A 12,605-nucleotide genomic window follows, 5' to 3' on the forward strand; every position below is an offset into this window, starting at 1 on the left:
AGGCCGCTATGGGAATTTACCGAACTGTCAGTCGTAAGGTTGAAGATGTATTTGTAAAGATTTTAGCAGCGAAGCAAGATTCTGATGTAGTAAAGGAAAAGGTTGCAAAGTACAGAACTGAAGCAGATCAAAAGTTGCAAGCAAAAAAGCTTGAGAAGGAAAAGAAAAGAGCAGAACAGACGAAGCTAAACAAACAAAGATATGAAGCTCAAGAAAGGCAGCGTAAAGAGAAGGAAGAGCTTCAAAGAAGAGAAGTTGAGGCTTTGCTATCCAAAGTGTTGGAGAATGGAGTTAATTGTGCTTCACAATATGAAGTTAACGAGATTAAGAACAATGAACAGTTTTTCCTAAATCTCGTGCAAAGAGTATTTGATACCAATGAAAAAGCTCTTACTTTCATTTTTTGTGAATTTGATAAATCAAGTAAGAAAGAGATAAAAGGATATCTGATACCAACAAATAAAAGGGTTTTATTTGTAACCAAAAACCTTACCTTCATGGATAAGTTCAGATATCAGACAATCATCAACGTCAACTGGTTTAAAGATGGCTTCCTTGAAAGAGGCTTAAGGATCCAATATGGCAAAAGGAAATTGGAATTCGATGAAATGTTTGACCAGCAACAAATGGAGAGAGTTGGAAATACTATTTTAAACAAGGCGACGAGTAGAGCGATATAATAGTGGACGGTCTAATGTTTCGTAAGCATTAGACCGTCCTTTTTATTTCATCCCCTCGCATGCCATTTTAGTATTGGTATACTTTTGATGAACTCATAAAGTATTTGCGTTTAATCAAACAAATGCTCTTCCAATTGCTAAGTGATTTAAAGATGGAAGTATATTGAGAAGTGGTATGTCATGATATATAGAGCCATAAAAAAAGCCTAAAGTAATCACTATCTGTCTATTTGGATATTTATGTTAAAGTTAAAATTAATTAGACTTATATATTGGGGAGATACAATTGATAGAGAAAATAAAGGATATTAACCTTTTGCTTACTAATAAAAGTTATTTATCAGCGCTTGCACTATCTTTAACTATACCTGATATTTGTGGACAAATTGAATATCCAGATTTGAAGAAAAAAATGGAGAACGAAATATAAGAAAACAATATGTAGCATGGTTTGATGATTGGGTAAACCAATATTTTGCAGATAATACAGGTTGGATAAAGGATGGCTCTAAGGCAAAAAATCCGTATTTTACGGGAGAGATGTGTTATTCTCTCCGTTGTTCTTTCTTACATGCTGGAAATTCGGATTTAAAGAAATGGGGCGAAGAAGAAGACGCGAATTTTTATTATTCATACGAATTTGAATTAGCAATAGGTGGAGCAGATAAAAATGGTTTATCTTGGGTAACCCCTACTGAAAATAGCTTGAAAATATTAAAGAATAGAACAGTCTGAGTAAATATCGATAAATTGTGTGAGTACATATGTCTATCTGCTGAAAAGTATTATGGAGAAAAACACCCTGATTTATTCAAAGACCATAAAATCAAAATTATTGATTTTAATTCCTTTAAAAACCACGAAAAGGATTTTATTAATTAATTGATCTTCTACAATTGGGTGCAATTGTTAGTCTAATTCCTCGATTAATGTGGAAGATTAGATTTTTTTCAAAGTCCTAAACGTAATAAATTTATTTTTTGATATTGCTTCTTTGATACTTGAGTTGGTGAAAAGTGGTTATTTATGCGAAAACCGCTGATAAAAACATGAAAGAAGTAGTACATTCTTATGACAGTCCAACTAGGCATTGTTAATTGTAGTATCCGTGCACGGTTAATTATTGAGAAATCCATAAAATACGATAAGTAGTCACGTTGCTAATCGTATTTTTTTATATAAGGCAGCAAAATTTCTTATAAAGTCTCCTATCTAACTGTTCACAAAACTGCCACAATCGACCGCTTCCCCCCTGTCCTTTCCACCCGTTCATCCATATATAAAGGGTGAAAGGGTGGTGCATTAGCATGACAATTAAATCAGCGGTTATTGAGAGTTTTGCTGAGTATTCACGTTTGGTTCATTGAAGGAGTTTAACAATCATTTTGAGATGTGGATGGCGGATAAGAAGCGTTTTTTCAGTAAGGGTGAGTTGATTGGGTTGAAGAGGCTAGCTCGCTTTGCTGCGAAGGTTCCTGGGGTGGCGAATGCCAAGATCGGGACGGTCCTTAAGGCGATTTATGAGGAGTATGGGGAGATGGGAATTTCCCGTTCTACTTTTAAAAGGATGATTCTGAAGGCTAGTGGAATTGGTATTTTCACTGTATATGAAACTGCGCGCAAGAACGGCTCACAGTCTAGCAACCTGTATGTATTCAATCGTTTCCCGATGAATGAACTACCGGATGGCGTTCAATTGAGCCACCAATATAAAACTATCATTCCTTCTGAAACTAACATTAAAAAGAATAATAAACGTGAAGAAAATGCTGCTGAACAACAATCAGCCAAAATCACAGAGTTAAAATCCATTGCTGAACAAGCACCGGATGAGCATCTATTTGTCAGTGACCGGGTTCCAGTGGATTTCGTCAATCTTGTAAAATACTTCTACCCAACCGCAAAGTCAATTGAAGAATTCTGGCGGATGAGCATGGTTGCTGCTTACCGTAACAACTATGAAAAAGACACGGGTCTCCTGTTATCGCTGTCCCTTGACTCCTTCAAACAGCTCGTCCGGAAGCTGAAGTCGAAGGTGGAATTGAAGAATCCAATGGCTTATTTCACCGGAATTCTGAACAAGAAGTTTCAGGAGCGTTATTTTGAGGAGATTCATGATATGCAGGTTGGCTAAACGTTCAGGTGTTTTTGAGTCTTTTTACCCATATAAAACAAAAAGGAACATTTGGATATTTGTGGAATTATATATTGGTTATGTCTAATTTTCAGGAGTGGTTATGAATAATCAGGTGATTGAGTCTTTTGATGATCTGCTGTCTGCGGCTATTGAGGAGCCTTCTAGGCGTTTTCAATTTTATATAGCTTTGGTTGAACTTGAACTGGTCGTGATTGGGTCGGTTGCGGATGATGAGACGCTGAATTTAAAATACATCGAAGAGGATGGCGAGCTTGTCCTACCAGTTTTTACGAGCTGGGAGAAGTTCGATGGGATCATCCAATCAGAGTATCCATATGTGAAAATCCCTGCAGTGCTGCTTTTGGAAATGGCGGGAACGGACATCCCATGGGTGTTGAATCCTTTTACCGGGTTGAGTAAAAAAATTATCTGTGAAGAACTGGAAACGATGAAGGACGGCAGAATTCTGCATTATTTTTTCGAACAGTTAAGTGATGAAGAGAGGGAAAGGATTCTGACTGAACAAATAGTGGAGCTCCCGGAAAGTGTAATGAAAAGGGTACGTTCTTGCCTAATGAAGTTTCCATCTGTAAGTAAAGCCTACCTTGTAAATATATATAACCCATCGGCTGCAGGACGTCCTTTTCCTCTAGTCGCATTGGAAGTGGATGACTTGGAAGAAGGCCTGACTCAAGAAGTTTTTGAGGCTATAAATCAACAAGGAGAACAGCAGGTTGAAGTATTCATTCTTGATGATGCCATCCCGCTGGCCAGCTCCATTGTGGAAGACACCAGACCATTTTATTTCCGTGAATCGTTGGAAGAATTCCGGACGATGTTTGAGAAGGAGGTTACCGAGTGTCCAAGATTAATATAAAAGTGAAGCAGGTGAAGGCTGCCAACAAGGAGTTAGTCAATCTAGCCTCCCGGGTCGATGGGGTTGGAAACCGGATTTCGTCCGTCAGGCATCAGGTTGATGGCAGGATAGTCTCACGAAGGAACATAGGTGGGAATTTAAATGAAGCAGCTGCAAAGGTAAGAGAGGCTGAAAAGAAACTGAAGAAAATCCATCAATTCGTTGATGGATCGATGAATTTGTATGTGAAAGCCGATAAGAAAGCGGACCGATTCAAGGAGCCGGAAAAGAAGTCGGTCTGGGACAAAATGAAAGACATGTTTGGAACGGCTAACGATGTTGTATCAGGATTTCGCAAAGGGGTAGCTGAAGCTGTTTTTTCAACCGTTGAAGGAATATGGAACGCCATCACCCATCCAATCGAGACTGCCAAGGGAATCGTTTATGCTGTAAGTCACCCCGTGGAAACCGCAAAAAGTATCTGGAAGTCGATATCAGACTCCTGGAAAAATGACGTCATAAACGGCGATGCCAAAAGCCGATCACAGTGGTTTGGCCGCGCCATAGGAGAAGTCGCCCTTGCGATCATCGGCACCAAAGGCGTCGACAAGGCTGTGAAAATGGCTAAAGGTGCTAAGGTTGTGGAGGAAGCTGGGGGAGTTCGGATTGTTAAGCCGGGGACTATTGAGAAGAAGGACAGCGGTGCAGCAGTTGAAAAACGTGTGACTCGTGGAAAAAAGGACAATGGAGTGGGTATTGGAAAACAAGAAGTACTCCATAAGATAGACGGAAAAGTGGGAATTGGGGATAATGGTAAGAGTACTATTATTAAGGATGTTAAAGAAGTCGATTTTGGTAATCATATAATAAAGGGTAAAAATGGAAAGAAATACTTACTACCCAATACAAGGTATATTACAGATGTTAACTATAAATACACTACCGATGAGCTTGGTCGCATTATGTATGTAAATGCGCCGGAACTTATATTAAAAAAAGGGGAGCGAAATAAATATGCCCAGGCAACTGTTGGAGGAATTGATAGACTCCCAGATGATGATGGTGGGCATCTAATTGCTGCTCAATTTAATGGACCAGGAGACATTGATAACCTTGTCCCTCAAAATAGTCAGATTAATAGACGAGGCGGAAAGTGGTATGAAATGGAGATGGAATGGGCGAATGCATTAAAGGAAATTCCCCCAAAGAAAGTTTCCGTAGCGATAGAGCCCCATTATATAGATAATTCTCTCAGACCTGATAAATTTAAAGTAACTTATCAGATTGAGGGTGAGTTACCAGTAAGGAAAAGGATTAAGAACAAATCTGGAGGTTGACAATAGATGGATTTTGAAACGAAATTAAACATGTTATATCAAAATTTAACACAAACAATCAGTGATTCAATCCCTACAGAATGGAAAGAATTCTATTTTCAAGGTGAGGTTCAAAATGGAGATGGGGGAGTGTTTTTTTTCTTCAATACTATAGATAATGATGAGTATAAGTATAGTTATTATATTCCTGAAATATATAATGTAAATAGAGACGCATATGAAGAGTATGAGGATGAAATATTTGATCTGACAGTTGAATTGCAAGAAACATTCATTGAAAATGACCAGGATCCATGGTTTTCTATAAATATAATTGTGGACGCAGAAAGACAACTGAAAGTTTACTTTGATTATACAAACTGGTCAGCAACAGAGTTTGGACCTACAGCACGGATAAAATATTTTCAATATAAATATATGAAAAAAGTTCCAGAGAATAAAAAAGACCGTGAGTTAGTTGAAAGAATGAAAGAGTATGAGGAAGCTAATAGATACTAGTATATTTGTGGAAATCTTCAACATTTGAAAATATATTTGGGGTTACAACTTATTTTTCCAGATCCTAAGACAGGCGAGACGGTTCTAGTGATTCAATTTAGTGGGGATTACAATTACACGAGATAAGCTATCATGCTTGTCTCTTTTTTAAATACAGTGAAAAGATGCTCCTTTTTATATCGGAGGTACCTAAAATGTCAAATGAGATTTTAAATATTGAGTATGTACTACAGAATGGCGGGGATTTTGAAGAAGAATTGGGATTTGGAGGACCATTCGATCAAGGAATTGTGGAATACACCGAAGCTGGTGAAGAAAAATTATTTACTGGCTTAGCTTACGAGTTATTTGAAAATGGAAATGTCGAGAGTTACTTCTTCGTCGAAAATGGAGTAAAACATGGTGCCAGTGTTACTTTCTACCCTAATGGAAATATAAAAAGAATAAATAATATGGACCAAGGCGCTGCACAAGGATACCAAGTTGAATATTTTGAGAATAAAAAAAATATGAGTCAGAATGTATTGCTGGGCGTGAGATGAAGTATATAAAGTATGATGAAAATGGAAATATAGTAGATCAAAAAAAAGAACCAAGTGAATCAGACTTGAAATATTCAAAAAGATATGAGTAGGAAGCCAAATGGATATCGGAAAATTAAATGCTATACAGAATGAGTTAAAGACTAACATTCATTTAACAAATGGATTTCACATGAGCGAGCTATCTCTAGTAGCAGGGGTTGACCTTGCTTATTGGAGTGAGAATAAAGTCGATTACTGTGTGTGTTGTATTGTGGTTATAGATTACAACACCAAAGAAGTTATAGAGCAAGTTGAGTATGTAGGCGAAGTTGAATTTCCGTATATTACAGGGTATTTGGCTTTTCGTGAACTACCTTTTATTTTAAAGGCAGTTGAGCAATTGAAAAATATCCCAGACCTATATATGTTTGATGGTAATGGTTATTTGCATAGTCGTCACATGGGTATTGCATCTCATGCCTCGTTCCACTTAAGGAAGCCTACCATAGGGGTTGCAAAAACATATTTAAAGATAGAAAATGTTGATTTTACGATACCAGAAAATGTAGTAGGGGCGTATACAGATATTATTATAAATAGAGAAGTTTATGGACGAGCATTGAGAACAAGAGTGAATGTTAAACCTATTTTCGTTTCATGTGGAAATTGGATTGACATAGAAACTGCTACTCAGATTACAATGCATTTTGTAGAGAAAGATAGCCGTCTGCCTATTACTATAAGATTTGCGGATTTAGCCACACATGAAGCGAGAAGAAAATATTACAAGTGATCCATAATATGAACCTTGATTGCCTAAAAAGTGGACAAATGGAAGGATCTTGAATATTAAAAAGCACCTTTGAAACAGCAGACCGCTTTCTCTTTGGTTTTAAAAGAGTTTTCCTTTAATGTCATTGGTTGGAAGCAGGTGTACTTATGAATGAAACTGAAAACCTTATGAATAGTATATGGTTTGGAGAGAAATCAAGGCTATCCCAATCTGATATCAAAGATATAATTTTAAATGCTAAGACGGAAAGGGATGTTTTACTTAACTTAATTGAATTATATAAAATAGGGGACTTTGCTCAAAAACCATTATTAATTCAGTTGATGAATCAGACTAAGGATGAAGCTGTTTTGAATTTATGCATTAGAGTTTTTATGTCTATAGCCACACATGATGACTTTAGGGATTCAAATAACCTTCGATTCCTTAGTGAAGGTACTGAAGAAACAATTAACACTTTTGCATCTGCTGCTACAACTTCTCTTTCTTTGGAGATAATTCCGTACTTATTGGCATTACTTGAAGAATGGGAAGATATTATTGAAACAGCTAGTATAATTAAAGATTCTATCGACTTTTTCCTTGATTTTGAACAGCACATCGGGGAAGAACCTACCGTAGAAGAGATTGGTGAATTCTATTTCGAGTTTAGTGATCATAATGATCCGAACCGTTATTATTTTCAACAAAATCTAGCGTTTCCTGGAGATTTAGCTAAAAAGTTAATTCAGAGAGTTATGATTGCAGCAAATAAGGGGGAATTGTTAAAGCTGGAATTGATTCCTTCATTATTATCTATTTGGACGGGGAAAAAAGTGCCATTTGGGGGAAAGGGCGTCGATAAGCGGATCGATGTATTAGCGACAGCCATATTCCATTCCATGACGACCGAAGAGCTGCTTGATTTAGATCTGGCGTATGCTCCCCCTTATAACGGGGTGTGGGACCCTGTTCAGCAGGCGGCTAGGAGGGTGGAGTAGGTGGGTGAATGGATACGAGGGTATGATTCTGGTAAGTTTCAGCTAGCCGCTGGTAATTTAGAATGCAATAAAACAAATATAGATACAAAGAGAACGATAAGCAGTCACTTTCCTTATCGTATTTTTTTGCTCTAATTTTATTGTGTCTTTTTTAAGAGGCGTTCTACTAGCCCTTTCAAGTATAATTAGAATAAACAAATATACAGAATGGAGGTCATCCGATGAAGTTAAAACTATCTGATGTAAAAAAGAAATTAAAAGAATATGACCAAAAAGAACTGATTCAATTGATTTCGGAGTTATACAAAAACAGTAAGGAAGTACAAACGTATATGGACGTTCGACTCCGAGGGGACGATGCGGTTGATGATTTGTTTACTCAAACCAAGAAAAAGATAAAGGATGAGTTTTTCCCGGATCGAGGGCATGGGAAACTCCGTTTGAGTCAAGCGAAAAAGTCAATATCCGAGTTTGAAAAAATGACTGGCGATAAATTTAAGAAAACAGAATTGATGCTTTATTATGTTGAACAAGGTGTTGAGTTTACGAATTCATTCGGAGATATTGATGAAAGTTTTTACAATAGCATGGTCTCCATGTATGAAAAGGTCACAAGCGTATGCGCCCGGGAGGAAGAATACTATCATGCTTTGGCCGATCGTCTGCTTCGAGTTGTTACTGATACTGAAGACATCGGTTGGGGCTTTCCCGATGCCTTAGCTTATTTATACTATGATATGGGATATATTGAAGAAGAGGATGAATAAATCAAAGCGGGACTTAGAAACGGTATAATGTCTCAATAACTATATAATCACTAAGAGGTATCATAATGGCAAAAAAGAATGGGAATTTAGGGCCAAGGCGAAAACGGATGAAACGAGAAGCCAGGCTTCAAAGTGCAAAATCGTGGTTAGTGAGTTACGAAGGGGAAAATGTCGTTAAATCTTACAGTAAGTGGTTCGCTGTTGATCCGGTTTGTGCGATAAAGGAACTGGAACTATTGGGACTTCGTTTTTCTGAAAAACAGAAAATGAACGTTTTATTTGGTCAAGAGAACAGGATTAGGCAAAAACAGCTTTTAAAAGTCAGGAGATTGCAAAAAGACCGAGAGCAGGAATGGGAGGACCATGATGAAGGGTTCGTATTTATCGAGGACTTCACCGAGGGAGGCGCTCCGTTTGGGATTACATATGAGGAACTGGGAGAAATACGGAGCAAGGGGATGTAGCTTTCGCTTCTTGGTGCTCGTTAGTTAAACAACTGAATTTTTTAAATCCTATAATTTCTAGGATTTAATTAAAGATCACACCCAAATCAACATAAAAGCAAGCAATGGGGAATAAGTGAACTGCACCCCGATTGTTAGGTATGTCTGACAATTGGGGTGCAGTCGACCGTTCATCTGCTTCCCTACGTCTCGCCTGACTTGGTTTTTGTTAATTGTGACTTGCTTCACAAATTTTAAAATTAAAAAGAACCCCTTTATATTGAATCAGCAGCTAAAGATAATCTAATAATTTCTTCTCTATTTCCTCCTAAAGTATAAGAGCTTCCGATAAGTTCAGTGGGATTATCGAAATTCTACATCATATATTTCGAGTTTGTACCAAGTAAATACCTCTTCACCTAATACCCATGATACATTGAGTTTAGTTGGAATTTTTACTCCGTTAACAACATTGTTCTCTTTCACTTCACCTATACATTCAATACGTTCAGCATTTTTATCGCTTTCTTTAAATCTTAAAGCACTGATTTTTAATAATTCTCCGTTTTCATTAAAATAATAAATTGCTGAACCCGTAGTCCCTTTATAATTCATTGTTGCTTTTGCGGTGTTTCCATCAATACTTTCCCAATTAATATAATCATTTAATGCTGCTGAAGGGTACCAGGGTAATTCCATTAAATACCTCTGAAGTGTTGATTGATTTACTTTTTTGTTATTAGTAACATTCACCACCGGTATCAATGATCCTATTTTCATCAACATTCTACCTTCTCCGTTGATAAAAAAGTCCCTGCCTGCCACACTTACAAATGGAAACATATCCATTTTCACCTTCCAGAGAAATGCAGGGTCATCAGTTGTTATATACTGTTCAGCAACAGCATCGTACCATTTTTCTTGATCAGGTTTTAGTTTCATTTTTCCTTTCTGTTTAAAATAAACAGAATTAACTTTTTCTCTTCCTATCAAACCAATATTGTGTACCCATTTTTGGACTGGAAGGGGTAAGGGAGTTATCGTTTCTTCTGTAATTATTTGAATTTCTTTGGTAGAGAAATTCGAATTATTCATTTTTCTTAAGTCCAAATCCACTTGATAATTAAATCTCCAAACAGAGAACCCAATTATTATGGCAATGAAAATAATAATATTTGGTATAGTGCCAAATTTAGCATCTTGCCATGTCATTAGTATAAGGATTTGGGAAGTCATAACTGCAATTACTGCAGGGATAATCCACCACTCCATCTTAAGAAGGTAAGAAACTGCTACAAATACAAAAAGTAAAGTTGCAAATAGCCAAAATACACCAATAATCTTTGGAATACCTTGAGTGATCGCATTAATTTCCGCAAAACCAAATGATTTTAACCAGCCCATTATATGTATAAGGCCATGAAATAACATTAAGATGAAAAATAGAATACTCATACTATTCATCCCTTCTTACACCAATATCTTCAAAAACATAATACAATTATATAAAAGCAGAAAGGGAACGAAATTTTAACAATATTATGAATATTTTATTATCACTCATCTGCTATGGTGAGCATAGGGAAGAATCGCCGCGACAGTTCTCTTGTTCTTTTTGAACAGGAGAACTGTCTTTCTTTCGTCTGAATTAATAATTTATTAATAATTTCATAAGAGCATTTTAGAGTTTGGGTGGAAAAATAGGGAGTGAAGGGAGGCAATGATAATGAAAAAACCGATTGTTGAGATAAAGAATGTAATCAAAGTCATTGGCAATAAGACGATTATTCAGGGGATCAGCATGGATATATATCCTGGTGAGGTATTTGGTTTTCTAGGTCCCAATGGGGCGGGGAAGACGACGACTATCAGGATGCTGGTTGGATTAATGGGCATCACGGAAGGTGAGGTACTGATCAATGGTTTCAGCATCGAGAAGAACTTTGAGAAGGCGATTTCGCATGTTGGCGGAATCATTGAAAACCCGGAGATGTACAAGTTCCTATCGGGTTACAACAATTTGCTTCAATATGCACGGATGCTGCGAGATCCTGTGAAAAAGGAAAGGATCGATGAAATTGTAAAGCTTGTGGGCCTTGAAAAACGGATTCATGAGAAGGTCCGGGATTATTCGCTTGGAATGAGGCAGAGGCTTGGTCTTGCGCAAGCGCTGCTCCATTCTCCGGCTTTACTGATCCTGGATGAACCTACAAATGGCCTTGACCCTGGAGGTATCCGTGAAATCCGGACATATATTCGCAAGATTGCCCATGAGGCAGGGATTGCCGTTTTTGTTTCAAGTCATATGCTTTCAGAGATGGAGCTGATGTGTGACCGGATTGGTATTATCCAGGATGGCAGGCTGGTCAGCGTTGAAACGATTGGTGATTTTGTAGGAGATAAAGTGAATACAGCGTTAGAAATCGAACCGATGGAAAAAGCCAGGGAATTTGTAGGAAAAACGTTCCCTGAGATGAATCCAGAAGTAAAGGGAAAACACTTATTAGTTTCAGCCAGCCGTGATAAGCTTCCAGCCCTTGTTAAGGAATTGGCGGCACATGATTTCGAAATTTATGAAATTTCTTCTGGAAATAAGACGCTGGAGGAAAAATTTCTGGAAATAACGGAGGAGAAATAAATGACCCATTTTTCAAGATTAATTCATAATGAGAATATAAAAATCTACAAACGTACCGGTACATGGGTGATGATTGGAATCCTGGTACTCGTCGTAGCCCTGGTTGGGATTTTTACAAAGTTTGTATTAGACCCTGGCAGCAATGCGGACTGGAAGTCGCAGCTGAGCGCTGAAAATGCCCAAATGTCAGAGAATCTAGAATCTGCACCAATGCTTGAAGCGCAGAAGCGATTGTTGAAGGAAAGGATTGCCTTAAATCAGTATCGGATCGAACATGATTTGTCGCCAATTGAACAAGATTCACTTTGGGGTTACATGGTTGATGCCACGACATTTACTGGGCTTGCGGCTCTATTTACGATAGTCATTGCGGCCGGCATGGTAGCAAGTGAATTTTCCTGGGGAACGGTCAAGCTTCTGCTCATTCGCCCTGTAAGCAGGACGAAAATCCTCATGGCAAAATACACATCGACCTTGTTATTCGCACTCTTGATGCTTGTTTTATTATTTAGTTCATCTTTCCTGTTCGGCATCCTATTTTTCGGTTTCAGCGGAACGGAGGCGCCTTATCTTGCTTATAGCAATGGAAGGGTCGTCGAGCAGAATATGGTCACACATATTATTGAACTCTTTGCATTCAGGAGCATTGATCTGGTCATGATGGTGACACTCGCTTTCATGATATCAACTGTATTTCGAAGCAGCTCGCTAGCCATCGGGATCTCCTTGTTCCTTATGTTCACAGGTCCGCAGTTAGTCCAGCTGTTAAGCCAGTATGACTGGGCAAAATACATCCTTTTTGCCAATACGGAACTTCAGCAATACACAACGGGAACACCGATTGTTGAAGGGATGACGATGACATTCTCAATCGTCACGCTCCTGATCTACTTTTTGCTGTTTGCCTTCCTATCTCTGTTCATTTTCAACAAGCGTGACGTTGCAGCCTAAG

Annotated in this window: 12 protein-coding genes and 1 pseudogene; 12 read left to right on the forward strand and 1 reads right to left on the reverse strand. The window is 37.9% G+C overall.

Annotation, left to right across the window (positions count from 1 at the left end; all coding sequences use genetic code 11):
- Nucleotides 1-8 precede the first annotated feature (8 nt).
- The 10 genes and pseudogenes from B5X77_RS02595 (at nucleotide 9) to B5X77_RS02645 (ending at nucleotide 9,036) form a co-directional block, all read left to right on the forward strand.
- Nucleotides 9-680, forward strand: a complete 672-nt coding sequence (locus B5X77_RS02595; protein ID WP_079504819.1) for a hypothetical protein — start codon at nucleotides 9-11, stop codon at nucleotides 678-680.
- A 1,396-nt stretch (nucleotides 681-2,076) separates the two neighbouring features.
- Nucleotides 2,077-2,814 carry a hypothetical protein gene (locus tag B5X77_RS02605; RefSeq protein ID WP_257391696.1) on the forward strand — a complete coding sequence of 246 codons (738 nt, stop codon included), beginning with the start codon at nucleotides 2,077-2,079 and terminating at the stop codon, nucleotides 2,812-2,814.
- Between the two features lie 103 nt (nucleotides 2,815-2,917).
- Nucleotides 2,918-3,694 carry an enhanced serine sensitivity protein SseB C-terminal domain-containing protein gene (locus tag B5X77_RS02610; protein ID WP_079504821.1) on the forward strand — a complete coding sequence of 259 codons (777 nt, stop codon included), beginning with the start codon at nucleotides 2,918-2,920 and terminating at the stop codon, nucleotides 3,692-3,694.
- Nucleotides 3,676-5,010, forward strand: a complete 1,335-nt coding sequence (locus B5X77_RS02615) for a DNA/RNA non-specific endonuclease (protein WP_257391697.1) — start codon at nucleotides 3,676-3,678, stop codon at nucleotides 5,008-5,010. The genes B5X77_RS02610 and B5X77_RS02615 overlap by 19 nt, the downstream gene beginning before the upstream one ends.
- Nucleotides 5,011-5,016: 6 nt before the next feature.
- Nucleotides 5,017-5,508 carry an immunity protein YezG family protein gene (locus B5X77_RS02620; protein WP_079504823.1) on the forward strand — a complete coding sequence of 164 codons (492 nt, stop codon included), beginning with the start codon at nucleotides 5,017-5,019 and terminating at the stop codon, nucleotides 5,506-5,508.
- Nucleotides 5,509-5,702: 194 nt separating this feature from the next.
- A pseudogene (locus tag B5X77_RS02625) lies at nucleotides 5,703-6,142 on the forward strand (toxin-antitoxin system YwqK family antitoxin).
- 8 nt (nucleotides 6,143-6,150) lie between these two features.
- The gene (locus B5X77_RS02630) at nucleotides 6,151-6,825 is read left to right on the forward strand and encodes an endonuclease V (protein WP_079504825.1); all 675 of its coding nucleotides are present in this window, start codon (nucleotides 6,151-6,153) and stop codon (nucleotides 6,823-6,825) included.
- A 146-nt stretch (nucleotides 6,826-6,971) separates the two neighbouring features.
- On the forward strand, nucleotides 6,972-7,805 hold the full coding sequence (imm47, locus tag B5X77_RS02635) for an Imm47 family immunity protein (protein WP_079504827.1): 834 nt from the start codon (nucleotides 6,972-6,974) through the stop codon (nucleotides 7,803-7,805).
- 221 nt (nucleotides 7,806-8,026) lie between these two features.
- The gene (locus tag B5X77_RS02640; RefSeq protein WP_079504829.1) at nucleotides 8,027-8,572 is read left to right on the forward strand and encodes a DUF6155 family protein; all 546 of its coding nucleotides are present in this window, start codon (nucleotides 8,027-8,029) and stop codon (nucleotides 8,570-8,572) included.
- A 65-nt stretch (nucleotides 8,573-8,637) separates the two neighbouring features.
- Nucleotides 8,638-9,036, forward strand: coding sequence for a hypothetical protein (locus tag B5X77_RS02645; RefSeq protein WP_079504831.1), 399 nt, complete (start codon nucleotides 8,638-8,640; stop codon nucleotides 9,034-9,036).
- Between the two features lie 342 nt (nucleotides 9,037-9,378).
- Here the strand turns inward: B5X77_RS02645 and B5X77_RS02650 are convergent, their stop codons facing one another.
- Complete coding sequence (locus B5X77_RS02650) at nucleotides 9,379-10,470, reverse strand: DUF6920 family protein (RefSeq protein ID WP_079505844.1); 1,092 nt, start codon at nucleotides 10,468-10,470, stop codon at nucleotides 9,379-9,381.
- 271 nt (nucleotides 10,471-10,741) lie between these two features.
- Between B5X77_RS02650 and B5X77_RS02655 the strand changes: the two genes are divergently transcribed.
- Both B5X77_RS02655 and B5X77_RS02660 read left to right on the forward strand, forming a co-directional pair.
- Nucleotides 10,742-11,653, forward strand: coding sequence for an ABC transporter ATP-binding protein (locus B5X77_RS02655; RefSeq protein WP_079504833.1), 912 nt, complete (start codon nucleotides 10,742-10,744; stop codon nucleotides 11,651-11,653).
- Nucleotides 11,654-12,604 (forward strand): ABC transporter permease, encoded by a 951-nt coding sequence (locus B5X77_RS02660; protein ID WP_079504835.1) that lies wholly within the window; start codon nucleotides 11,654-11,656, stop codon nucleotides 12,602-12,604. It begins immediately after the preceding gene.
- Nucleotide 12,605: the final 1 nt, after the last annotated feature.

This window comes from Mesobacillus jeotgali, from assembly GCF_900166585.1.
In the GTDB taxonomy this organism is placed as follows: domain Bacteria; phylum Bacillota; class Bacilli; order Bacillales; family Cytobacillaceae; genus Mesobacillus; species Mesobacillus jeotgali_A.